The sequence below is a fragment of the Kitasatospora sp. NPDC092286 genome (genome assembly GCF_044755565.1).
In the GTDB taxonomy this organism is placed as follows: Bacteria; Actinomycetota; Actinomycetes; order Streptomycetales; family Streptomycetaceae; genus Kitasatospora.
On the sequence record NZ_JBIVRD010000016.1, the window covers coordinates 65,109 to 86,243 of the forward strand.

General features: G+C 70.9%; 21 protein-coding genes and 1 pseudogene. 13 read left to right on the top strand and 9 right to left on the bottom strand.

What is annotated here, in order from left to right:
* Window positions 1–49 precede the first annotated feature (49 nt).
* The 4 genes from ACIQIB_RS18365 (at window position 50) to ACIQIB_RS18380 (ending at window position 4,685) form a co-directional block, all read left to right on the top strand.
* On the top strand, window positions 50–1,357 hold the full coding sequence (locus tag ACIQIB_RS18365; protein ID WP_363607065.1) for an MFS transporter: 1,308 nt from the start codon (window positions 50–52) through the stop codon (window positions 1,355–1,357).
* A 144-nt stretch (window positions 1,358–1,501) separates the two neighbouring features.
* Window positions 1,502–3,106, top strand: coding sequence for a dolichyl-phosphate-mannose--protein mannosyltransferase (locus tag ACIQIB_RS18370; RefSeq protein ID WP_400652197.1), 1,605 nt, complete (start codon window positions 1,502–1,504; stop codon window positions 3,104–3,106).
* A gap of 3 nt (window positions 3,107–3,109) precedes the next feature.
* Window positions 3,110–3,889 carry an ABC transporter permease gene (locus tag ACIQIB_RS18375; protein WP_363607062.1) on the top strand — a complete coding sequence of 260 codons (780 nt, stop codon included), beginning with the start codon at window positions 3,110–3,112 and terminating at the stop codon, window positions 3,887–3,889.
* Between the two features lie 211 nt (window positions 3,890–4,100).
* Window positions 4,101–4,685: a TMEM165/GDT1 family protein gene (locus ACIQIB_RS18380; protein WP_363607060.1), complete on the top strand. Its 585-nt coding sequence runs from the start codon at window positions 4,101–4,103 to the stop codon at window positions 4,683–4,685.
* Window positions 4,686–4,693: 8 nt separating this feature from the next.
* Here the strand turns inward: ACIQIB_RS18380 and ACIQIB_RS18385 are convergent, their stop codons facing one another.
* Window positions 4,694–5,797: a peptidoglycan-binding protein gene (locus tag ACIQIB_RS18385; protein WP_400758988.1), complete on the bottom strand. Its 1,104-nt coding sequence runs from the start codon at window positions 5,795–5,797 to the stop codon at window positions 4,694–4,696.
* A 335-nt stretch (window positions 5,798–6,132) separates the two neighbouring features.
* On the opposite strand from ACIQIB_RS18385, the gene ACIQIB_RS18390 reads away from it, so the two are divergent.
* Both ACIQIB_RS18390 and ACIQIB_RS18395 read left to right on the top strand, forming a co-directional pair.
* Complete coding sequence (locus ACIQIB_RS18390) at window positions 6,133–8,205, top strand: MFS transporter (RefSeq protein ID WP_363607056.1); 2,073 nt, start codon at window positions 6,133–6,135, stop codon at window positions 8,203–8,205.
* An 86-nt stretch (window positions 8,206–8,291) separates the two neighbouring features.
* Complete coding sequence (locus tag ACIQIB_RS18395) at window positions 8,292–8,738, top strand: MFS transporter (RefSeq protein ID WP_400758991.1); 447 nt, start codon at window positions 8,292–8,294, stop codon at window positions 8,736–8,738.
* A 23-nt stretch (window positions 8,739–8,761) separates the two neighbouring features.
* Here ACIQIB_RS18395 and ACIQIB_RS18400 read toward each other — a convergent pair.
* Window positions 8,762–8,977, bottom strand: a pseudogene (locus tag ACIQIB_RS18400) (LysR family transcriptional regulator); the annotation flags it as partial.
* 112 nt (window positions 8,978–9,089) lie between these two features.
* Window positions 9,090–9,566, bottom strand: coding sequence for a MarR family winged helix-turn-helix transcriptional regulator (locus ACIQIB_RS18405; protein WP_400652216.1), 477 nt, complete (start codon window positions 9,564–9,566; stop codon window positions 9,090–9,092).
* Between the two features lie 60 nt (window positions 9,567–9,626).
* On the opposite strand from ACIQIB_RS18405, the gene ACIQIB_RS18410 reads away from it, so the two are divergent.
* Window positions 9,627–10,037, top strand: a complete 411-nt coding sequence (locus tag ACIQIB_RS18410; protein ID WP_400652219.1) for a cupin domain-containing protein — start codon at window positions 9,627–9,629, stop codon at window positions 10,035–10,037.
* 128 nt (window positions 10,038–10,165) lie between these two features.
* Here ACIQIB_RS18410 and ACIQIB_RS18415 read toward each other — a convergent pair whose 3' ends face one another.
* Window positions 10,166–11,101, bottom strand: coding sequence for a LysR family transcriptional regulator (locus tag ACIQIB_RS18415; RefSeq protein WP_363607050.1), 936 nt, complete (start codon window positions 11,099–11,101; stop codon window positions 10,166–10,168).
* A 135-nt stretch (window positions 11,102–11,236) separates the two neighbouring features.
* Here ACIQIB_RS18415 and ACIQIB_RS18420 point away from each other — a divergent pair, with 135 nt between their 5' ends.
* Window positions 11,237–12,523 (top strand): MFS transporter, encoded by a 1,287-nt coding sequence (locus tag ACIQIB_RS18420; protein ID WP_400758993.1) that lies wholly within the window; start codon window positions 11,237–11,239, stop codon window positions 12,521–12,523.
* Between the two features lie 62 nt (window positions 12,524–12,585).
* On the opposite strand, the gene ACIQIB_RS18425 is transcribed toward ACIQIB_RS18420, so the two are convergent.
* Together ACIQIB_RS18425 and ACIQIB_RS18430 are read right to left on the bottom strand one after the other, a co-directional pair.
* Window positions 12,586–13,521 carry a phosphotransferase family protein gene (locus ACIQIB_RS18425; protein ID WP_400758996.1) on the bottom strand — a complete coding sequence of 312 codons (936 nt, stop codon included), beginning with the start codon at window positions 13,519–13,521 and terminating at the stop codon, window positions 12,586–12,588.
* A gap of 528 nt (window positions 13,522–14,049) precedes the next feature.
* Window positions 14,050–14,892: a helix-turn-helix transcriptional regulator gene (locus ACIQIB_RS18430; RefSeq protein WP_363607047.1), complete on the bottom strand. Its 843-nt coding sequence runs from the start codon at window positions 14,890–14,892 to the stop codon at window positions 14,050–14,052.
* 330 nt (window positions 14,893–15,222) lie between these two features.
* On the opposite strand from ACIQIB_RS18430, the gene ACIQIB_RS18435 reads away from it, so the two are divergent.
* Window positions 15,223–15,549 (top strand): antibiotic biosynthesis monooxygenase, encoded by a 327-nt coding sequence (locus tag ACIQIB_RS18435; RefSeq protein WP_363607045.1) that lies wholly within the window; start codon window positions 15,223–15,225, stop codon window positions 15,547–15,549.
* A gap of 5 nt (window positions 15,550–15,554) precedes the next feature.
* Here the strand turns inward: ACIQIB_RS18435 and ACIQIB_RS18440 are convergent, their stop codons facing one another.
* Both ACIQIB_RS18440 and ACIQIB_RS18445 read right to left on the bottom strand, forming a co-directional pair.
* Complete coding sequence (locus ACIQIB_RS18440; protein WP_400758999.1) at window positions 15,555–15,746, bottom strand: hypothetical protein; 192 nt, start codon at window positions 15,744–15,746, stop codon at window positions 15,555–15,557.
* Window positions 15,743–16,762, bottom strand: a complete 1,020-nt coding sequence (locus tag ACIQIB_RS18445; protein ID WP_400759002.1) for an alpha/beta hydrolase family protein — start codon at window positions 16,760–16,762, stop codon at window positions 15,743–15,745. Before ACIQIB_RS18445 ends, ACIQIB_RS18440 begins: the two co-directional genes overlap by 4 nt.
* A 68-nt stretch (window positions 16,763–16,830) precedes the next feature.
* On the opposite strand from ACIQIB_RS18445, the gene ACIQIB_RS18450 reads away from it, so the two are divergent.
* Window positions 16,831–17,676 (top strand): PaaX family transcriptional regulator C-terminal domain-containing protein, encoded by an 846-nt coding sequence (locus ACIQIB_RS18450; RefSeq protein WP_363607039.1) that lies wholly within the window; start codon window positions 16,831–16,833, stop codon window positions 17,674–17,676.
* A 355-nt stretch (window positions 17,677–18,031) separates the two neighbouring features.
* On the top strand, window positions 18,032–18,577 hold the full coding sequence (locus ACIQIB_RS18455; protein WP_400759005.1) for a YrhB domain-containing protein: 546 nt from the start codon (window positions 18,032–18,034) through the stop codon (window positions 18,575–18,577).
* A gap of 284 nt (window positions 18,578–18,861) precedes the next feature.
* On the opposite strand, the gene ACIQIB_RS18460 is transcribed toward ACIQIB_RS18455, so the two are convergent.
* Window positions 18,862–19,215, bottom strand: a complete 354-nt coding sequence (locus ACIQIB_RS18460; protein ID WP_400759007.1) for a hypothetical protein — start codon at window positions 19,213–19,215, stop codon at window positions 18,862–18,864.
* A 187-nt stretch (window positions 19,216–19,402) separates the two neighbouring features.
* On the opposite strand from ACIQIB_RS18460, the gene ACIQIB_RS18465 reads away from it, so the two are divergent.
* Entirely contained in the window at window positions 19,403–20,254 is an 852-nt protein-coding gene (locus tag ACIQIB_RS18465) for a helix-turn-helix domain-containing protein (protein WP_400759010.1), read from the top strand.
* 13 nt (window positions 20,255–20,267) lie between these two features.
* Window positions 20,268–20,465 (top strand): DUF397 domain-containing protein, encoded by a 198-nt coding sequence (locus tag ACIQIB_RS18470; RefSeq protein ID WP_400759013.1) that lies wholly within the window; start codon window positions 20,268–20,270, stop codon window positions 20,463–20,465.
* Window positions 20,466–21,135 lie beyond the last annotated feature (670 nt).

A 21,135-nucleotide genomic window follows, 5' to 3' on the forward strand; every position in this document is an offset into this window, starting at 1 on the left:
TCTTCTGGACTTAAGAGTATCCAGCGAAACTAGTGAAGGGGTGTGCACGGTGACCGGCACGGTGAAGCAGCAGAGGCAGCGGCGTCATGGGGCGGGCGGCCCGCTGCGCCGCGTCCAGATCGGCAACGCGCTCAGCGCGTTCGGCAGCGGATTCACGATGCCGTACATGTTCGTGTACGTGGACCAGGTGCGGGGCCTGGGCTCGCTGGCCGCCGGGATGGTGTTCACCGTCTTCGCGCTGGCCGCGCTGGCCGTGCTCCCGTTCACCGGCCGCGGCATCGACAGGTACGGCCCGCGCCCGGTGCTGCTGGCCGGCGCGACGCTCGCCGCCACCGGCGCGTTCGCCTTCGGTCACGCCACCGGCACCCCGGCCCTGCTGGTCTCGTCCTTCCTGTTCGGCGCGGGTGTCACCACCTGCCAGCCGGCGCTCGCCACGATGATCGTCCGCTGCTCGACCACCGCGACCAGGTCGCACGCGTTCGCGCTGCAGTTCACCCTGATCAACCTGGGCATGGGCATCGGCGCGCTGGTCGGCGGCCAGATCGTCGACGTCGCCGACCCGGCCAGCCTGACCCGGCTGTTCACCATCGAGGCCGTGACCTTCCTCGGCCTGGCCCTGGTCACCGGCTCCGCCCGGATCCCGGCGCCGGCCCCGGTGTCGGTCCAGGAGCGGACGGACGGCCCCCAGGGCCTGCGCGCCCTGGTCACCGACAAGGCGATGCTGCGGCTCTGCGTGCTCGCCGGGCTGATCTTCTTCGCCTGCTACGGCCAGTTCGAGTCCGGCGTCGCGGCCTTCGCCACCGACACCGTCGGCACCGCGCCCTCCACCCTGGGCCTGGCGATCGGCGCCAACGCCGTCACCATCGTGGTGCTGCAGATGTTCGTGGTGCGGATCACCGCCCGCCGCCGCCGCACCACCGCGATGGCCGCGGCCGGTGTGGTCTGGCTCGGCGCCTGGGCGATGGCCCTGGTCGCCGGCCTGATCCGGACCGAGACCATGGCCGCCACGGTCGCGATCGTCTCGATCTACGCCCTGTTCGGTGTCGGCGAGTCGCTGCTCGCCCCCACCATGGGCCCGATGGTCGCCGAGCTCGCCCCGGCCCGGCTGCTCGGCACCTACAACGCCGGGTACGCCCTGGTGAAGCAGATCGCGATCGCGGTCGGCCCGGCCGTCGGCGTGCTGCTGGTCGGCTCCGGCACCTGGCCGCTCTACCTCGCGGCGATGGCCGGCTCCACCCTGCTGATCGTCGTCATGTCGATCCGGCTGCGCCCGCACCTCACCGCGGCCCAGGACAACGCCGCCCCGGTCGTGGTCCGCACCCCCGTCCCCGTCCGGGAACTGCAGACCGCCGCCTGACGACACCGCCCGACGGGCGCCGCCAGGGTCACCTGGTCGGCGCCCGTCGCGCTTGGATTCACGACCACCGGCACATAGTGTCAGTGGCTGTTGAACGCCCGGCCCAGGCCCGGCACAGGCGAGACAGGCGAAATCGGCGAGGCTATGACGCAAGCGGCGCTCACGCACCCACCGGCAGCACCCCCGGCCCCCGCAGCCCCCGCACCGGCTCCGCGGGGGCCGCTGCGCTGGGCGGCCGACCGGGCCGGCTGGCTCGGGCCGATCGGTGTGGCGGTCTTCGCCGGCCTGCTCCGGTTCTGGAACCTCGGCTATCCCGACTCCTTCGTCTTCGACGAGACGTACTACCCCAAGGACGCCTGGTCGTTGCTCCAGCAGGGCTACGAGGGCACCTGGCCGGAGAGCGCCAACGCCGACATCCTGGCCGTCCCGCAGCACGTCCCGCTGACCTCCGCGCCCGAGTTCATCGCCCACCCGCCGCTCGGCAAGTGGGTGATCGCGATCGGCGAGTACGCCTTCGGGCTTCACCCCTTCGGCTGGCGCTTCATGACGGCCCTGCTCGGCACCGTCACCGTGCTGATGCTGGCCCGGATCGGCCGCCGGCTCTTCGGCTCGACCCTGATCGGCTGCACCGCCGCCCTGCTGATGTCCGTGGACGGCCTCCAGCTGGTGATGAGCCGGGTCGGCCTGCTGGACGGCGTCCAGATGTTCTTCGTCCTCGCCGCCTTCGGCAGCCTGCTGATCGACCGCGACCGCACCCGCGCCCGGCTCGCCGCCGCCTACCCCGACGGCGACCTGGTCCGCCTCGGCCCGCGCCCCTGGCGGATCGCCGCCGGCGTGGCCCTCGGCGCCGCCTGCGCGGTCAAGTGGAACGGCATCATGGTGCTCGCCGCCTTCGGCCTGCTCACCGTGCTCTGGGACCAGTCCGGCCGCCGCTGGGCCGGTGCCCGCCGCCCCTGGCGCTCGATGCTGCGCCGGGACGCGCTGCCCGCCTTCCTCGCCACCGTCGGCTCCGCCCTGGTGGTGTACGTCGGTGCCTGGGGCGGCTGGCTCGCCACCGGCGGCGGGTACGACCGGCACTGGGCGGACGGCCGGGCCGGGCTCTCCCCGGACAGCCTCCTCGGCATCGGCCTGCCGCAGGTCTCGATGAGCTGGGTGCCCGCGCCGCTGCGCAGCCTCTGGCACTACCACTCGCAGATGTACGACTTCAATACCGGGCTGAGCACCCCGCACACCTACCAGTCCAACCCGTTCAGCTGGCTGGTCCAGGGCCGCCCGGTCTCCATGTACTGGGAGCAGGTGCCCAACGGGCAGCAGGGCTGCACGGCCTCCGGCGGCTGCGCCGCGCAGATCCTCGGCCTCGGCACCCCGCTGCTCTGGTGGACGGCCTGCGCCGCCCTGGTCTACCTGCTGTGGCGCTGGTTCTTCCGCCGGGACTGGCGCTCGGGCGCGGTGCTCTGCGGCGTCGCCGGCGTCTACCTGCCGTGGTTCCAGTACCAGGAGCGGACGGTCTTCTCCTTCTACATGGTCGTGCTGGTGCCGTTCCTCTGCCTGGCCGTCGCCCAGATGCTCGGAGCCATGGTCGGTCCGGCGGGCTGCTCGCCCGAGCGGCGCCGGATCGGCGCGGCCGGGGCCGGGCTGATCGTGCTGGCCATCGTGGCCTGCTTCGCCTTCTTCTACCCGCTCTACACGGCGGAGGTGATCCCGATGACGTCCTGGCAGGACCGGATGTGGTTCACCAGCTGGATCTGACGGATGACGGTTCTGGCGGCCGGGCAGTCCCAGCTGCTCCCCGTCACCCCCGTGCTCGGGGTGGTCACCGCGGTGCTGCTGGCCGCCGCCGTGGCGGTGGCCGGGTGGGGCCTGCTCGGGCACGGGCACGCGGTGCTGCGGGCCGGACTGCGCGCGGTGGTGCAGCTGGCCGCCGTCGCGCTGGTGATCACCTGGGTGGTCTCCTCGCTCTGGTGGTCGGCGCTGTTCGTCCTGCTGATGTTCGCGGTCGCCGTCCGCACCGCGGGACGGCGGATGACCCCGGGCCCGGACTGGGTCTGGGCGGCCGCCCCGATCGGCGCCGGGGTGCTGCCCGTCCTCGGGCTGCTGTTGGCCGTCGGGCTGCTGCCGCCGAAGGGCCTGTCCGTCATCCCGGTGGCCGGCATCCTGATCGGCGGCGGGCTCAGCGCGACCTCGCTGGCCGGCCGGCGGGCCCTGGACGAGCTGCGGCAGCGGCACGGGGAGGTGGAGGCGGCGCTCGCCCTGGGCTTCGAGGAGCGCGACGCCCGGCTGGAGATCTGCCGCACCGCGGCAGCCACCTCGCTCGTCCCCGCCCTCGACCAGACCCGGACGGTCGGCCTGGTGACGCTGCCCGGCGCGTTCGTCGGCATGCTGCTCGGCGGGGCGTCGCCGGTCCAGGCGGGCGCGGTGCAGCTGTTCGTCCTGGTCGGCCTGCTGGCGGTGGAGACGGTGGCGATCGTGGTGGTGCTGGAGCTCGTCGCCCGCGGGCTGGTGGGCCCGGGGGAGCCCCGCGTCATCGGGTAGGCTTGGGCGCGTTGAAGGGGAGTAGCCCTCCACCGGACCGTCGACATACTGGCCCCCAGGGGCCCGGCGCCCGGGGCACCGCGATCCGTTCCGGTGCCGGCGAGACCTTCGGCCGCAGTGCTGTGAACCATGACCAGCGCTGTCGGGCCGAAGCCTCCCCCGACGGAGCCGCCGAGGCCGGGCAGCCCGACCGAGGGAATCCAGACCCCCGATGAGCCTGACCGTAGCCGCAATCACCTTCGGCATCGTCTTCCTGGCCGAACTGCCGGACAAGACCGCCCTGGCAAGCCTGATGCTCGGCGCCCGCTACCGCGCGAGTCACGTCTTCGCCGGCATCGCCGCCGCCTTCGCCCTCCAGGTCGGTATCGCCCTGGTCGCCGGGCACCTGCTCTCCCTGCTGCCGCACCGCTGGGTGGAGGGCGTCACCGGCGCGCTCTTCCTGGCCGGGGCCGCGATGCTGCTCTTCCACGGCGGTGACGACGAGGACGGCCACGCCGCCAAGGAACCGTCCGCGAACAGCTTCTGGAAGGTCGCCGGGGCCAGCTTCGTGGTCGTCGCGATCGCCGAGTTCGGCGACCTGACCCAGATCATGACCGCCAACCTGGCCGCCAAGTACGCCGATCCGCTGGCCGTGGGCCTGGGCGCCTGGCTGGCGCTCTGCGCCGTCGCGGGGATCGCGATCGTGGGCGGGCAGAAGCTGCTGAAGCACGTGCCGATGAAGATGATCGTCCGGGTGGCGGCCGGTGTGATGGTGCTGATGGCCGGGTTCAGCATCTTCCAGGCGATCACCGGCTGACGCCGGGGTCAGCAGCTCGGGGGGCTCTGCTCCAAGGCCGCGCGGGTCTTGGGGCCGTACTCCCCGTTCTCGCCCTTGATCTTGTTCGCCTGCTGGAAGTTCAGCACCGTATTGCGGGTCCACCAGTCGAAGAAGCCGGTGGCCAGCGACTTGTCGACGGTGCCGCAGGAGGCGGCCACCAGCCGCAGTTGCATGTCCTTCACACTCGCGCCCGTCATACCGAACGTGAGGGTCTGCGGGGTGGTCGTCGGGCTCGCGCTCGTCGTCGGTGTCGGCGTCGGGGTGGTCGTCGGGCTCGGCGGGGCGGGGGGCGGGTCGGCCGGGGCCGGGGGAGCGGCCGGGGGCGGAGTGGGGGCCATCGGGGGCGGGGTGGCCGCCTTGGTGGGGCTCGCCTTGGCCGTCGTCCGGCTGGGGGACGGGCTCGGGGCCTCCGCCTCCGTGGTGGACGGCGGAGCGCTCGGGCTCGGGTCCGCCGGGGTGGTCGGGTCCACCGGTGCGGGCGCCAGGGTGGTGGAGGGGGCGGGCCGCGCCTGGTGGTCCGGCTCCTTGGAGGGCGTCACCGCGTACGCCAGACCGATGGTGACCGCCAGCAGCCCGGCGCCGGCCGCCACCAGCAGTCCCTTGCGGCGGGCGAGCGGGCCCTGTTCGGCCTGTTCCGCGGCCCGGCGGGCGGCCCGGCCACCACCGGCCGGTTCGGGTGCGCCGGGTGCCGAGTGGGCGAACGGGAAGAAGCCGATCTCGTCGTCGGCCGGCTCCGGCTGCTCCTGCGGGTGCTGGGAGTGCTGCGGGTGCTGGGGGTGCCGGGGCGGGGCCGGCGGGGGTACCGACATCACCGGCGGCAGCACGGTCGTCGCGTAGGCGTCCGCGTCGGGCCCGGGCGGCGGGGCCACCGGGGGGAGCACGGTGGTGGCGAACGGATCGGCGGGCGCGCCCGCCGACGGGCCGTCCACGATCTGGCCGACCGCCTGCGGCACGTACGGGCGCACCAGCGGCGGGCCCTCCAGATGCGGCAGGACGGCGGTCTCGGCGAGGCTCGGATCCGGGAGATCCGGGAGGCACCTGCACCCGGCGGAGCGCGCGGTGCCGCACGTCGGGCAGTGCTGGTCCGGCATCGACCGGCCCTCCTCGGTTCTCGCTCGGTACTCGGATGTTTCTCGGGTTGGCGAACGCGCCCGGGCACTCCCGTACGCGCCTGATTATGCAGGACCGTCCCCAAGGGGGGACAGGGGCGTCCGGCCCGCCGTGGGGGTGTTGTGCCGGTTGGTGGCGGTTGGGGAGCCGGTGAACGGGACGGGGCTCGGGGCCGGGCCCGCTACCGGCCGTCGTTCTTGCGTTCGGCTCAATCGAATGCCGCATATCCGGGCATTTCTGACAGCATGGTGAGCCGGGAGTGATCATTCGCACGGCCCCCGGCCCGGCCGGGGGCCGCGACCCCTACGGAGACGCCATGACGGATCCGACCGCGGCGTCCGACCGCGGCCCGGCGCACCAGCCGGGGCCGCCGGAGGTCACCGCCCCCAACCTCTGGGTCCCGATCGGGGCCCTGCTGCTGGCGATGCTGCTCGCGGCGCTCGACCAGACCATCGTCTCCACGGCGCTGCCGACCATCGTCAGCGACCTCGGAGGTCTGGAACACCTCTCCTGGGTCGTCACCGCCTATCTGCTGGCCTCGACGGCGGCCACCCCGCTCTGGGGCAAGCTCGGCGACATGTACGGCCGGAAGCGCTTCTTCCAGGCCTCGATCGTGATCTTCCTGCTGGGCTCGGTGCTCTGCGGCATCGCCCAGAGCATGGGCGAGCTGATCGCCTTCCGCGCCCTCCAGGGCCTCGGTGGCGGCGGGCTGATGGTGCTCTCCCAGGCCATCGTCGGCGACCTGGTCTCACCCCGGGACCGCGGCAAGTACCAGGGCCTCTTCGGGGCCGTCTTCGGCGTCACCAGCGTGCTCGGGCCGCTGCTCGGCGGCGTCTTCGTGGACAACCTCAGCTGGCGCTGGGTCTTCTACATCAACCTGCCGGTCGGGGCGGTCGCCCTGGTGGTGATCGCCTCGGTGCTGCACGGGCAGGAGGTGAAGCGGAAGCACCGGATCGACTACCTGGGGACCGTGCTGATCGCCTCGGTGGCCACCTGCCTGGTCCTGATGACCTCACTCGGCGGCACCACCTGGCCCTGGCGCTCCTGGCAGATCATCGGGCTGGGCGTGCTCGGCGTGGTCCTGCTGGTCGCCTTCGTCGCGGTCGAGCGGGCGGCCGCCGAGCCGGTGCTGCCGCTACGGCTGTTCCGCTCGCGGACGTTCAGCCTGGTCGCCGTCATCTCCTTCGTGGTCGGCTTCGCGATGTTCGGCGCGCTCACCTATCTGCCGACCTTCCTCCAGGTGGTCATGCAGGTCTCGCCGACCTTCTCCGGCATCCACATGCTGCCGATGGTGCTCGGCATGCTGGTCACCTCGATCGGCGCCGGCCAGATCGTCGCCCGCACCGGCCGCTACCGGGTCTTCCCGATCGCCGGGACGGCCGTCACCACCGTCGGCCTGCTGCTGCTGTCCCGGATGGACGAGCACAGCAGCACCACCGAGATGAGCTTCTACTTCCTGGTCTTCGGCCTCGGGCTGGGCCTGGTGATGCAGGTCCTGGTGCTGATCGTGCAGAACTCCGTCGGCTACCAGGACCTCGGGGTGGCCACCGCCGGGGCCACCTTCTTCCGTTCCATCGGGGCGTCGTTCGGCGTCTCCGTCTTCGGCACGATCTTCGCCAGCGGGCTGGGCAGCCGGCTGGCCGACGCCCTGGCGGGGGTGGCGCTGCCGCCCGGCTTCAACCCCGCTGTCGTCACCGCCGATCCCCGCGTGGTCGGTACCCTGCCGCCGGCCGTGCAGGCCGCGGTCCACCACGCGTACGCCGAGTCGATCACCCGGGTCTTCCTCTACGCGGTGCCGGTCGCGCTGGTCGCCTTCGTGCTCTCGCTCTTCCTGCGCGAACAGAAGCTGCGCTCCACCGTCACCGCGCCCGACCTCGGCGAGTCGATCGGCGTCAACCCGGTGGAGCGGTCCTCGCTGGACGAGATCGCCCGCGCGCTCTCGGTGCTGAACACCCGGGAGGCCCGGCGCGACCTGTTCCGGCGGATCACCGCGACCGCCGGGCTCGACCTCGGACCGGCCTCCAGCTGGCTGCTGCTGCAGATGCACCACCAGGGTTCGGTCGAGCCCGCCGAACTCGCCGAGCGCCGGATCGTCCCGATCTCGGTGATCGAGGAGGCCGTGCGGGAGGTGGAGAGCCGGGGCCTGGCGGCCCGCACCGGCGGTCTGCCGCTGCGGCTGACCGAGCCGGGCGAGGAGACGGCGCTCCGGCTGGTCGCGGCCCGCCGGACCCAGCTCTGCGAACTCCTCGGCGACTGGGACGACAAGCAGCACGCCGACCTCGCCGACCTGCTCACCCGGCTCAGCTCCGCGCTCTGCGCCGACCAACGGGACCGGCCCGACCGCAGCGGCCCGGAGCACCCGTACCACGGGGAGGGGCGGTCGTTCTAGGGCTTGCCGTCATTGATTAGCGGGGCTAATCGCCTGTTGAGGAGATCGATCTTGTTCCGCCCCGAAAGGGGTGGTGAGCTGGCTTTATGAGAAATGCGAAAACTCCGGCATCCGGGACGGCGGACGGCGTCGATTACCACTGGTCGCCGGTCATCGCCGTGGCGCTGAGCACATTCACGGTGGTGTCTTCCGAAATGATGCCGGTAGGCCTGCTGACCCCCATCTCGGACACGCTTTCCGTGTCCGACGGTGTTACCGGCCTTTCCCTCACGATCACCGGGCTCATCGCCGCGGCCGTGTCTCCCTTCGTGCCGGCGCTCATCGGACGCCGTGACCGCAAGAGGGTGCTCGTGGCCTTCATGATTCTGCTGTCCCTGGCGAACGCGCTGACCGCGGTCGCGCCCGGTTTCCCGGTGCTGGCCTTCGCCCGGACGGTCCTCGGCATTTCGATGGGGGTGGTCTGGGGGCTTGCCGCGGGGCTGGGCCCGAGACTTGCCGACGGGCGAAGCCGGTCGAAGGCCGGGACGACCTGATCCGCCAATTCCCGCCCCAGGGTGGTCGGCTCGACGCGACGGCTGGTGCGTTCGAACAGCGGGGTGCCCACCCGGCTTTCCAGGCGCTTTATCAGCTGGGAGACCCGCCCCTGGGAAATGCCGAGCGTTTCGGCGGTGCGGCCGAAATGAAGATGGTGGACCAGGACGGAAAAGCACTCAAGTTCCCGTAGCGGAAGTTCCGGGATCGGTAGCGATGGGTTTATGTGATCCACCTCCACAGTCTACGTCGACGCCTTACCGCGCTCTGCTCGCATGCGTCCCGGGTCCGTTCCGGTGTTACAGTCGATCTCTCTCATGTTCTTCCCTTTGCGGGTGAACTCCGGTCTTTCCTCAAGGGCCGCCGAACCAGCGCGGGGTGTCGAGCCGGAACGGGTTGCCGGGGGCGAGCGTGCGCAGACCGGACTCCAGGGCGCGCAGTTGCTCCTCGCCGAGCATGTCGGCCCACTCGGCGCGCAGTTCGTCGAAGATCCGCGCCGAACGGACCAGGCAGTCGACGCCGCGCGCGGTCAGCCGGACCACCTTGCGCCGGGCGTCGCCGGGGTCGGAGCCGCGCTCGACGTAGCCGAGCTGTTCGAGCTGTTCGACGGTCTTTCCGGCGGCCTGCTTGGAGACGCCGAGCCGGCGGCCGAGTTCGACGGCGGTGGTGCCGTCCGGGCCGATCGCCTGGAAGACGAAGCCGTGCATCGGCCGCAGGTCGGGGTGGCCCTCGCGGGCGATCCGCTCGTGCAGCTCATCGATGATCATCCGGAACGCGAGCAGCAGGCGCAGTGGCAGCTCGAAGCCCGGGGGAGCGGGTTCGCTTGACATTGATAGACAACCTCATTGACCATATAGACAACTCGATTGTCCATCTTAGGGGGCACCCGCATGTCTGTCGTCCGCCGCACCGAAACCCGCCGCACCGAGACCCCCAACGGGGTGATGACCACCTTCGCCTCGCCCACCCAGGGCGGCACCGGCCTGTCGATGTGGCACGTCGAGATGGCCCCGGGCCGCCAGGGCCCGCCGCACGCCGCCGACGCCGAGCAGATCTGGACCTTCCTGACCGGCGGCGCCACCGTCGACCTCGCCGGTGACGTGCTCACCGTCGGTCCCGGCGACACCCTCGTCCTGCCCGCCGGTCTGGCCCGCCGGGTGGCCACCGACACCGGCTTCACCGCCGTCGCGGTCGCCCCGGCGCCGTGCCGCGTCTACAACCCGGACCGGGTGACCCCGGAGCACGCCTGCGAGCTGGCGCCGAAGGCCGCCGAGCGGATCGTTCCGCCGTGGATGGCCTGAACCGTCGTGGCCGGACGGGCGGTTCGCCCAGCCGGTCGCGACGGTCCGGGCGGCGGTTCAGATCGCTGGTCGGCCGCCGGTGTCGATGACCGTCGTGCCGGCCGCGATGCCCGAAGGTGCGGCGGCGTTCAGCGTGGAATCACCCAGCCCGGTGTCCAGGTCCCGGCGGCGTCGTGGCCGGCCGCTGCGGCGGCGAGGTGGGCGCGGAGGGTGGCCAGCGCCGGGTGGGGGTTGTCGCGGTGCCAGAGGAGCGAGTGGGGGTAGACGGGCGTCGGGTCGGTCACCGGGATGCGGCGCAGACCGTGGTCGGCGGGCCAGATGAGGCGGGTGTGCTCGCCCATGAAGGTGGCCAGGGCCGGGGTGTCGGCGATGGTGTCCAGGAGTGCGTCGGAGCCGAAGTTGGGGCCGGTCGCCTCGATGGTGAGGCCGAACTCGGCGACGAGGTCGTCGTAGTAGGCGGTCCACTCGGTACCGGGGACGATGCCGGGCATCCAGATCCGGTGCCCGGCGAGCTGGGCGAGGGGCACCGACCGGGCGCCCGCCAGCGCGTGGGCCGGGCCGGTGAGGAGCTGGAGCGGTTCGTCGAGGACCCGGACGGACTCGATGTCCGGGGGAAGGGGCCGGCCGGGTGCGGCGACGGCGCGGAAGGACGCGTCGATCGCACCGGACCGGATGGCGGCGACGGCCGTCTCGATGTCGAACAGCATCACCACGTCGAGCTCGATGTCGGGGTGCGCGCGGTGGAAGCCGCGCATCAGGCCCGACTGCGCGCTGCGCGAGGCGATCACGTCGACGCGCAGTGGACGGTGGCCGGTGCGTACGGACGTGGCCGCGCGCTCGGCGACGCGTAGCAGCTCGCGCGCGTGGGGCAGGAACGCCTGCCCGTCGATGGTGAGTTCGGCGCCGCGCGCGGTGCGGGTGAACAGCCGAACGCCGAGGTTGCGCTCCAGCGCGGCGATGCGCTTGGAGACGGCCTGCTGGGTGACCGCCAGCTCGGCGGCGGCCTCCTGGAACTGCCCCGCGTCGGCGGCGGCGACGAAGGTCCGGACGGTGTCGAGGTCCATGCTGACACCCTATGGGTACAACCGCTGGTTGTGGCCAGGCGGTCCTGCGGTTGTTTGATCCCCGGGTGTGGTGCTCGCTTTGATGCTTCCGATCGCGGATCGGTTGTGCGGGTGAGTGGCGAGAGGGCGGCAGGCATGAGGAGCGGGCACCGGCTGGGACATCTGTGGGGACATCTGCTCGGACACCGGCTGGGGCGGCGGTTCGGGTGGCTCTGGGGAGCGTACGGGACCAGCGCGCTCGGCACGTGGCTCGCCTTCGGCGCGTTCCCGCTGATCGCCATCCAGGTGCTGCACGCCGGACCGGCCGAGGTCGCCGCGCTCTCCTCCGTGGGGGCCGCGGCGGGCGCGGCCGTGGCGGTGCCGCTCGGCCCGTGGGTGGAGTTCCGCCGCAAACGGCCGGTGCTGATCGCGATGGACCTGGTGCGGTTCGCGGCGCTGCTGACGATCCCCGCCGCGTTCGCGCTCGGCGCGCTCACCTTCCTTCAGCTCCTGCTGGTCTCGGTCGTCGTCGCGGCGGCCGACATCGCCTTCCGCGCCGCCTCCGGCGCTTACCTGAAGACGCTGCTGCCGGCCGAGGACCTGCTCGTCGCCAACGCCCGATTCGAGTCCACGGCCTGGACGACCACGATCATCGGACCACCACTGGGCGGCGCCGCGATCGGGCTCCTCGGTCCGGTGGCGACGGTGGTGGCCGACGCGGCCAGCTACCTGCTCTCGGCCCTGGGCATCCGCGCGATGGGCGGGCACGAGCCCCGGCCCGAGCGCCGGGAGGCCGCGCGCATGCGGGCCGGGGACCTGCTCGACGGCTGGCGGTACATCCTCGCCGACGCGACGCTGCGCCCGCTGTTCTTCAACACCGCCCTGTTCAACGGCCTGGTGATGGCCACCCAGCCGCTGCTGGCCGTCCTGATGCTCGACCGACTCGGCTTCGCACCGTGGCAGTACGGCCTGGCCTTCGCCGCGCCCTCGATCGGCGGGCTGCTCGGCTCACGGCTGGCCCGGCCGCTCGTCACCCGGTTCGGGCAGCACCAGGTCCTGGTCGTGGTCGGGACGCTGCGCGCGATCTGGCCCGTCGGCCTGGCCTTCATCGGGCCGGGCACCGGAGGGCTGCTGCTGGTGATGGGCGTCGAGCTCGGGCTCATCTTCTGCTGCGGGGTCTTCAACCCCGTCCACGCCACCTACCGTCTCCAGCGCACCGCGACCGACCGGGTCGCCCGCACGCTGTCCGCCTGGGCGGTGACGGCCAAGGCCTCGACCGCGCTCCTGACGGTCCTCTGGGGCGTGCTGGGCGCCCTGCTCGGCCTTCGTACGGCCATCGGCCTGGCCGGCGTGCTCCTGCTGGCGACTCCGCTGCTGCTTCCTCGCCGCGCGGCAGCGGATCTCTCCGAGCCGGAGCCGGCGCCAGCGCCGAGCCGCGCCTGACGGGCCGCCGGGGCGCAGTAGCAGACTGCTTGCCGGAAGACCTCGGGGCCGGTCCGGGGTGGCTACCTGAGCCGGTGGCGCAGCCAGGCAAGCCCGTGGCCGCTCAGCGCGTCCCACTGCCGGCCGGGGGCCTCGACGGCGCGCAGGGTCCGCATTCCGGTGAGGATCGTGCCGAAGGCGGTCACGGCCCAGGGGGAGGCCTCATGCCACATGGGCACGCCGTCGGCCCATTGCTCGGCTTCCTCGGGCGTGTGTCCGGCCTCGATCAGCCGGATGACCATGTACGCCGTGTCGACCCAGGCGGCGCCGGGGGCGGGGAACGCCCAGTCGACGACGTGTACGGAGTCGCCGTCCACCAGGAGGTTGGGGCCGGTCAGGTCGGTGTGCACCAGGGTCCTGCCGTCGACCAGACCGGGTGCTTCCCGTTCGGCCAGGATCAGCCTCTCCAGCCGTTCCATGGTCCACGGGTCGAGCCGGTCGCGGTGCCGGCCGCCGAGCTTGTGCCAGAAGTCCTGATCGGACCACCTCTTGGCCAGGCTGAACGTCCGCAGGGGAGGGGCCGGGGTCAGCGTCTCGGCGAGCGTTTCCAGCGTCCGGGCGACCATCGGCAGGTCGGCCGACCCCGGTGAGAGGTCTGCGTGCCTGCCGGGAACGCACTCGAATCCGAGGGCCAGCCATCCGCCGGCCTCGACCTTCCACAGCATGCGGGGGGCGATGCCTGGGGGGAGGGCGGTGTTCACGACCGACTCACGCCGGTGCATCCATGCCAGGGGGTTGTCGTCCCGGACGGCCTTGCAGAACACCTGCCCGCCGGTCGTCTCCAGTGTGGCGGCGAAGTCGGACACGGTTCCGGCTGTTGGCGGTACGGCGCAAGTCACCGTGCCGGTCTGCCCTTCGATGCTCGCGCGCAACTCGTCCGGCAGGCCGTTCCAGGTGTAACCCATCGTCGGGTCCTTCGGGGTCGGGCCGGTGATCCGTTCCGTGCTGATCGAAGTCACGCGGACTCTCCTAGCTCTTGTTCGGTCCCAACCAGCATGTGTAAGAGGGGATTTCACAACCGCGCATCTGTGGCCGGCTCGCCGCAGGCGGGAACCTGTGGGCGGTCCCGAATGTCACTCATTCGGCACCGTCCGGGTTCAGGCACTTCCCCGACTCGGCATGGCGTCGGCGCAGTACCCGTACGTCCGTCAGCGCCGAGTGATTGCACCCTTCCGGGTCCTGAAGGGCTTCCTGCGCCATGTCGTCCAGCCGCAGGCACGTTGGGCACACGTCGGCGTCCGGGGCGGGCTGCCTCAGCCCGATCTCACGAAGCGACATGACCGACCGCCTTCCGGCTCTGCTTCCGGTCGGCAGTGCTGACCCTTCCGGGGTACGGACCAGCCGCCCACTGCTGTGAATTGGTGGTCATGGCTCAACTCCCGCGCCGATCGACGTCATCGGTCAGCACGTTAAGCGCACGAGAATTGCTGACGGGGCGCGTGATTCTCGAATATTCCAGTGCTCACGGTCGAGGCGCGTGAGGATTCTCAGCAGGCTCCGAGTGCCCTACGGCACCGGGTGATGACCTTGTGGGCATCCGCGCCGTAGACGGCTGCGCCGGCCAACGTCTCCCACACCCGCAGGTACAGCGCCACGTTGTCCTGTTGGTCCAACCACAGCTCTGCGTGCCAGTCCTCGACAATGACGAGCCGTTCGTCATGAATCCAAAATCCGTTGGCAGGAGGCAACTTGAGCGAAGCTTCGAACGGCACAATGCCCAGGGAGACGGTGTCGAGCCCGATCACGCCGCTGAGCCGGTCAAGTTGCGCGACCATCACGGCCGGTGGGCAGACCAGAGCGCGCAGCGCGGACTCCCACATGATGATGCGGTACTGCTTGCCCGGCTGGTACAAGCTCTCCTGCCGTCGGACCCGGGCCCGTACGGCGTCCTCGACATCGCGCGGCGACTGGTGGAGGTCGACGTACGCGCTGAAGATGTGCCGGGCGTAGTCGGGTGTCTGGAGCATGCCGACGATCATGGAACTTTGCCACGCGCGCAGGACAGCCGAACGGTCGTTCTCGGCGGTCAGCGTGTCCTGCACCGGCTTGTGCCCGGCGGCCAACTGCCGCCGCCAGGAGCGGGACCCTGACTCGAAGGCTCGCAGCCTGGCAGCCAACTCGGCTGCCACGTGGGGTTGTCCGACGCCCTCGGCCCAGGCCTTGAGGTCGTCGTGGGTGGCCGTCTGCCGACCGGTCTCCAGCTTGCTGACCTTGGACTGCGTCCAGTCCAGACGCTCGGCCAGTTGCCGGCCTGTGAGATCGCCCTCGGCACGCAGCTCGCGGAGCCGCAGACCGAGGGCGATTCTGGCTTGCTGGAAGTCGGTGCTCACATGCCGGACGGTACCTCAGCGCCGAACTCGCGGTGCGGAGTGGCGAAGTGCCAGGCAGCGTCCCGCATATTCTCCCGGCACAACCGAAAGTCCCCGCCCGGCCCGGTGAAGGGCCAGACGGGGCAGAGGGCGCCACAACCGGGGAGCTCACAGGTCGACGGTCACCACCGGCGGGCCGTCCTCGTTGCGGAGGCGACGCCGGGAGCACCGCGGGCGATGGTTTCGAGTGGTTCGAGCTGCTGCGTCCGCGACAGATTCGTTGATGCACCTCTGAGGTGTCGGGACCGCCGGGTCCGCACCTGGCGTTGACCTTTGAGGCAGGATAGGGCCATGAGCGTAGTCAAGATCAATGTACTGGCCGTCCCCGCCGAGCAGCGCGAGGTGCTGGAGAAGCGGTTCGCCTCGCGGGCCGGTGCGGTGGAGAGTTCCGACGGCTTCGAGTGGTTCGAGCTCCTCCGCCCGGTTGAAGGCACTGACAACTACCTCGTCTACACGCGGTGGCGCGACGAGGAGTCGTTCCAGGCCTGGATGGAGGGCCCGATGAAGGCGGCGCACCAGGGCACCGGGGAGGGGGGCGAGCGGCCCAAGCCCGCAGCCTCCGGCTCTACCGTCTGGTCCTTCGATGTCGTCCAGCAGGCTGGGCCCAAGAGCGCCTAGCCGGCTCATGAAGATCTTGTCGAGGGGCTGTCCGGCGGTAGGCCGGGCGGCCCCTTCGGCTGTGCGGTGGCCGGGGTGAGGTGCCGGGCGTCGCTGGTGCGGGTGAGTTCGGGATCGATCGGCGTTCGCGGGTTGAGGGCGGCGGCCCGGCCCATCGTGTCCGGTCCGCCGCCCTTCACCTCCGGCTGTCCTTTCACCGGCCGATCGCGGCCACGAAGTGCCGCTGTTCGTCGAGGTAACCCGGGCTGAAGAGCGAGCGCGGTGCGGCGATCGCGAGGAAGGTGCTTCTGAGCTCCGAGTCCTCGATCGCCTCGGGGACGATGTTGTGGGTCGCGTCGGGGTGGCGCTTGACCTGGAGCTGGCCGGGGGTGGTGAGGATCCGGCGGTAGTGGGCCTCGGTGTCGTCGCTGTCGACGTTGACGTCGCGCCCGCCGAGGATCAGGAGGACCGGTACCCGGACCGCGGAGAGGTCCTCGGTGACGTCCGAGGTGTGGTTGCGGCGGTTGAACTCCCACCGGTCGGGGGTGAGGCCGGTGACGTCGCCGCCGGCGGCCTGGTACTGCTCGAAGGTCCGGCCGGTTCGCAGCGCGTCGAGGGTTCGGTCGCTCCTGGCGATCGCCGCCTCGGTCTCGGCCGGGGTGGCGTGTCGCTTCTTGAGCTCGGCGAGCAGGTTGTAGCGGCCTTGCTGAAGCCAGTTGACGGCGGGTGCGACGGCGATGACGAACTTGACGTCGGCGGACTGCCGCGCGGCCTTGGGCATCACCCAGCCGGCCTGGCTGGCGCCCCAGAGGCCGATCCTGGCGGGGTCGATGCCGGGCTGGGTCTTGGCCCAGCCGATGGCCGCGACGGTCTCGTCGGCCCGGTCCTGCATGCTCTGGTCCAGCCAGTTGCCGGGGGCGCCGTTGACGCCGGGCTTGTCCCAGGACAGCGAGGCGTAGCCGGCCTTGGCCATCGCCTCCCACATCGGCCGGTAGAAGGTGTCGTGGGTGGCGTTCTGCGCACCGTCGCCGTGCACGAAGACGACCAGCCCGACCGGGCCGTGGCCGCCGGTCGGGCGGGCGAGGACGCCGTTCAGCGGCTGCCTGCCGCCGGTGATCGTCACCCGCTCCTCCTTCAGGTCGTACTCGTTCTGGTACACGACCCAGCCGCCCGCGCCGAGCGGCAGGACCACCACGGTCAGCAGCGAACCCCAGAGCCACCAGCGTCTGCGCATCCTGCCGGCCACCAATCTATCAATCTATGAACGACCGTATTTGATTCGATCGTACTATGATGATGACCATGCTGGAGATTCCGACCCGGGTGCTGGTGGAGGCGATGGTCCGCGCGGACGGGACCGTGGACTGCGGTGAGCTGTACGCCGTCGCGGGCCTGCTCGGCATGACCGATCAGCAGGTCCGCCTGACGATCAAGCGGCTCGCCGCCGACGGACGGTTCGTCCAGGAGGGGCGCGGGCGGCGGGCCGTCCTGCGGGCCACGGCCGAAACCCGGCGCACGATCGAGCCGACCGCCGGATACATCGCGCTGATGTACGCGCAGGACCGCGGCGAGGCCCCCTGGGACGGGATCTGGCACCTGGCCGGCTTCGCCGTCCCCGAACACGCCCGCCCCGCCCGGGACGCACTGCGCGAGGCGATCACCGGGCTGGGCGGCGCCCCGGTCCAGAACGGGCTGTACGTGTCGCCGCACGCCTGGGAGGAGCCGCTCAGGGCCGAGGCCGCCGCCCTTGGCGTCCTCGGCAATCTCACCCTCCTCACCAGCCGGGACCTGCACACCGGTGACGCCGACGACCCGCGCGCGCTCGCCCGGCGGTGGTGGCCGCTGGCGGAACTCGCCGAGGGGCACGAGCGGCTCGGCGCCCTGGCCGCCGACCGGCTCGCCAGGCTGGCCGCCCACCCGTCCGACACCGAGCAGCTCACCATCGCCATCGAACTCGCCGCCGCGTTCACCGAGGCCCTGGAACCGGACCCGCTCCTGCCCCCCGAACTCCTGCCGCAGCCCTGGCCGGGCACCGCGGCCCGTGCCCTCGTCGCCCGCTGCTGGGCGCTGCTGCTGGCCGACCGCCGGCCGGGCGCACCGCGCCTGTTCGACGTCTACGCCGACGTCGTCGAGGCAGTCACGGCCTGAGCCGAACCCAGCCCGCATGCGGCCTTCCACCGCAGGTCGCGGCGCACCTGACGGGGTGGGGCCCGAAGTGTTTCCGGAGCGGCCGTTCTCAGCCAGGCAGTTCGCGCGCTGCATCTCGATGTAGGTCGGGGTGCAGTAGGCCATGCCGAGCGCGTCATCGCCGTGTTCGTCGTCCGGTGTTGTGGCAAGCTCGTGGGCCTCGTCGAACTTGGCCCGGCGGCCAGGGCCCGGATAGGCGGGGTAGCGCTGGGTGACCGTTGGGCGGCGCGGGCAAGTCCGACAGCCTGTTGTGTCTTGCGGCGGGCCGCGGTCTGATTGCCGAAACCCAATTGCGTCCGGGTGAATGATGAGTGGCATGGTCACCGAGGAGCGTGCCGTCAAGCTGGTTGAGGCCCTGCTGTCGAAAAAGCGCCAGGAGGCGCTGGCCAAGTACGGGAAGTCGCCGGAAGTTGTCGTCCTCAGCGTGGAGGAACACGCCCTGGGGTGGCTGGTCGGCTGGCAGTCGGTGGAGTACATCCGTAGCCGCGACCCATTGAACATGCTGGTAGGGAGTGGCCCCTACCTGGTGGACCGGCAGGACGGGAGCATCCACCACATCCCCGTCGTCACGTTCGTGGTCGAGGACTGGGAGGAGCTCTACCTCTGGCAGGTCAAGGGCGTCAGGCGACCAGAACCTTTGATGGCCACCGTCCGGGCACTTCTGCAGGCTGACGGAACCGTGACCGCAATGCGCCACCTGCGTAAGCACGCCCCGGCCCTTGGACTGTCGGAGGCAAAGGAGTACGTCATGGTGATGCTCGATGGAGGAGACCCTCCGGAGGAACTGATGGACCTCACTCGCACCCCTGACGTGTGCTCGCCGCTGCGCATCGAGACGCTTGCCGGACCACCGCAGCAGTAGCCCACCTACCGTGGCGCGGCCCTGGATTCGTTCGGGGGCGCGCTGTTTTGTGTTGCGCCAGGGGGTTTGTTCGCGCGCCGTCTGTTCGGGTGATCCGGAGCGGGGATTATCTGGTTCCGGCGCTGGTGTTCGTCTGCCGCGTCTACGGTGATCCTTGCGGCCAATGGTGGTGTCATACCTACCTGTTGGCGCACGTAGTCTGATGAATGGTGCCGAAAGATGGTCCCTGGCGGTGCGAATACCCTGGGGCCCGGCATCGACAGGTACGCCAGCAGGGCGAGGGGTCAAGCGGCTTGGGTCCGGTCCAGCGTGGCAGCGCCCGGTTGCGCGAGCCACACCAGTCTCGCGGTGATGCCCGGCTGCCCGGTGAACAGGTGCACGGCACGTTCGGGCGACGCGAGGGTCAACCGCGTTCGCCCGTCGACGCCGACCACGTGCGTCGGCCCGTCACCGTTGGCGAGCCCCCAGGCCACGACCCATCCGTCGGTGCCCTCGCGGCCGTCGCCGTACACCTGGACGACGGCGAACAGTTGGGGCGCGGTGTCGAGCACGAGCCCGCACAGCTCCTGGTCGAAGGGTACAGGCGTCGCCCACAGGCGGGTGGCCGGGCGGGGGTTTTGCGAGGGCGCAGCGGTCATGGAAGTCTCCTACGTGAAAGGGAGTTGGGCGCCGCGCCGCCGCTACTGCGGGCAGCGACCGGCCCTGACGCAGGATCAAAGTAGCCAGTGGGTAGCATGCAGTCCACCTTCCTTGGGGAATTCATAGCACCACCACTCCAAAGGGTGAACGGCGCCGGCCATGGCGAGCGAGGGAAGGAAACAGCGGATGCCGCCCAGCAAGGTTCCGCCGAGTATCCGGCAGCGGCGACTCGGCGCGGAGTTGCGCCGGCTGCGCGAGCGGGCAGGCCTGTCGGTCACGCGCGCCGGGGAGTTGCACGGCGCCACGCAGTCCCGGGTCAGCAACATCGAGTCAGGGGGATATCCGGTGAGCGCGGACCGGGTGCGGGCCCTGTCACGCCTCTACGGCTGTTCGGACGATGCCCTGATCGATGCGCTGACCCACATGACCGGCGGCCGCACCCGGGGCTGGTGGGAGGAGTACCGCGAGATCCTCCCGTCCGGAGCCCTCGACCTGGCCGAACTCGAACACCATGCACAGTCGCTGAGGATCGCCTCCGCGATTCACATCCCTGGACTCCTCCAGACCCCGGAACACGCTCGCGCGCTCTTCCGGGACGTGGTCCCGCCCCTGTCGCCACCCGAAGTGGAACACCTCGTCTCCCATCGCATCAAGCGACAGGCAGTGCTCTACGGCGAGCGGCCGATCCCGCTGTTGGCCATCGTCCACGAGGCCGCCTTGCGGATGGGCTTCGGCGGTCCAGAGGTTGCCCGTGATCAGCTGGAACACCTCCTGACCACAAGCGAGTACCCTCACATCGACCTGCGGGTGATCCCGTTCGGCACCGGTAGTTATCCCAGCTCCGGCGCCGGCATCGTGTACTTCAATGCCGCGGTGACACGATTGGACAGTGTCCAGGTCGACGGGGACAGGTCGGAGTTCATCGACACCGAGCCACAGCTGATCAAGTATCGGGCTGTCATGGATCGGCTGGAGATGAATGCGCTCAAGCCGGACGCCTCCCGCGACCTCATCCGCCGTATCGGCCAGAGCACCTGAGAGGGGAACGACCATGACCGTTCACAACTGGCAGAAGTCCTCGTACAGCGGCGACGCGGCGAACTGCATCTATGTCGCCGCGACCCCCGACGGCACCATCAAGCTCCGCGAGAGCGACGACCCCGGCACCGTCATCACCACCACCCCTGACAACCTCCGTGCCTTCGTACTCGGCGTCAAGGCGGGCGAGTTCGACCACCTGGCAAGGTAATGCGGGCTCTTCTGCCGGACCTGGGGGTGTGATCAGGCGAGTGTGGTGGCGGGGCAGAAGATGATCAGCTCGCTGCTCAGCTCCTCGACGATCGCGTTCGGGACGGCGTCGTAGCGGCGCTGTTTTCTGTTGTGCCAGGGGGTTTATCGGTCCCGCGAGGCACCCCAGGCCGTTGGCTGCTCACCCGGATCGGGTATCAGGCCGCCTGCGGGCGCTTCCGCTGCTGGGGGCTCATGTACTCGACCGTGTCGAGTGTCTCGCCGTCCCCGGGTGTTGATGCCCGGTGTGCCGCTTCTTCGGTACCGGTCCCTGCCGAGGGAGGCGTACCCAGTGCACCCAGTCCGTGGGTGACGCGCCCACCACGTGGTTGTACTGCTTGCCCTCCGCAGGGAACACGGAGATCAACTCGGAGGGATGGGCCCAACCGGCTGCCACGGCGCGTTCGGCGTCGATGTGCTGGAGCAGCCACTGGGGAGCATCCAGCGGGATGGTCGTCTCGTCCATGGCCGCCAGCATGCCAGCTGAGCACAACCTTCAGGTATCGATCGCTAGTTGGGGCCGGTGTTCGAGCAGTCGAACCCGCAACCGGCCAGCTGGCAGCGGCTCCGCTCTGTGGCCCTTCGGGGTGGTGCAGTTGGCCGGTCTGAAGGTTTGACTGGTTGCGGTGTCT

Excerpts from the sequence above, each read along its gene's own strand:
- ACIQIB_RS18395 (WP_400758991.1), top strand. The coding sequence starts at position 8,292 with ATGAGAAATGCGAAAACTCCGGCATCCGGGACGGCGGACGGCGTCGAT.
- ACIQIB_RS18470 (WP_400759013.1), top strand. The coding sequence starts at position 20,268 with ATGACCGTTCACAACTGGCAGAAGTCCTCGTACAGCGGCGACGCGGCG.
- ACIQIB_RS18385 (WP_400758988.1), bottom strand. The coding sequence starts at position 5,797 with ATGCCGGACCAGCACTGCCCGACGTGCGGCACCGCGCGCTCCGCCGGG.
- ACIQIB_RS18410 (WP_400652219.1), top strand. The coding sequence starts at position 9,627 with ATGTCTGTCGTCCGCCGCACCGAAACCCGCCGCACCGAGACCCCCAAC.
- ACIQIB_RS18405 (WP_400652216.1), bottom strand. The coding sequence starts at position 9,566 with ATGTCAAGCGAACCCGCTCCCCCGGGCTTCGAGCTGCCACTGCGCCTG.
- ACIQIB_RS18415 (WP_363607050.1), bottom strand. The coding sequence starts at position 11,101 with ATGGACCTCGACACCGTCCGGACCTTCGTCGCCGCCGCCGACGCGGGG.
- ACIQIB_RS18460 (WP_400759007.1), bottom strand. The coding sequence starts at position 19,215 with ATGACCGCTGCGCCCTCGCAAAACCCCCGCCCGGCCACCCGCCTGTGG.
- ACIQIB_RS18445 (WP_400759002.1), bottom strand. The coding sequence starts at position 16,762 with ATGCGCAGACGCTGGTGGCTCTGGGGTTCGCTGCTGACCGTGGTGGTC.
- ACIQIB_RS18375 (WP_363607062.1), top strand. The coding sequence starts at position 3,110 with ATGACGGTTCTGGCGGCCGGGCAGTCCCAGCTGCTCCCCGTCACCCCC.
- ACIQIB_RS18420 (WP_400758993.1), top strand. The coding sequence starts at position 11,237 with ATGAGGAGCGGGCACCGGCTGGGACATCTGTGGGGACATCTGCTCGGA.
- ACIQIB_RS18465 (WP_400759010.1), top strand. The coding sequence starts at position 19,403 with ATGCCGCCCAGCAAGGTTCCGCCGAGTATCCGGCAGCGGCGACTCGGC.
- ACIQIB_RS18370 (WP_400652197.1), top strand. The coding sequence starts at position 1,502 with ATGACGCAAGCGGCGCTCACGCACCCACCGGCAGCACCCCCGGCCCCC.
- ACIQIB_RS18380 (WP_363607060.1), top strand. The coding sequence starts at position 4,101 with ATGAGCCTGACCGTAGCCGCAATCACCTTCGGCATCGTCTTCCTGGCC.
- ACIQIB_RS18435 (WP_363607045.1), top strand. The coding sequence starts at position 15,223 with ATGAGCGTAGTCAAGATCAATGTACTGGCCGTCCCCGCCGAGCAGCGC.
- ACIQIB_RS18450 (WP_363607039.1), top strand. The coding sequence starts at position 16,831 with ATGCTGGAGATTCCGACCCGGGTGCTGGTGGAGGCGATGGTCCGCGCG.
- ACIQIB_RS18390 (WP_363607056.1), top strand. The coding sequence starts at position 6,133 with ATGACGGATCCGACCGCGGCGTCCGACCGCGGCCCGGCGCACCAGCCG.
- ACIQIB_RS18455 (WP_400759005.1), top strand. The coding sequence starts at position 18,032 with ATGGTCACCGAGGAGCGTGCCGTCAAGCTGGTTGAGGCCCTGCTGTCG.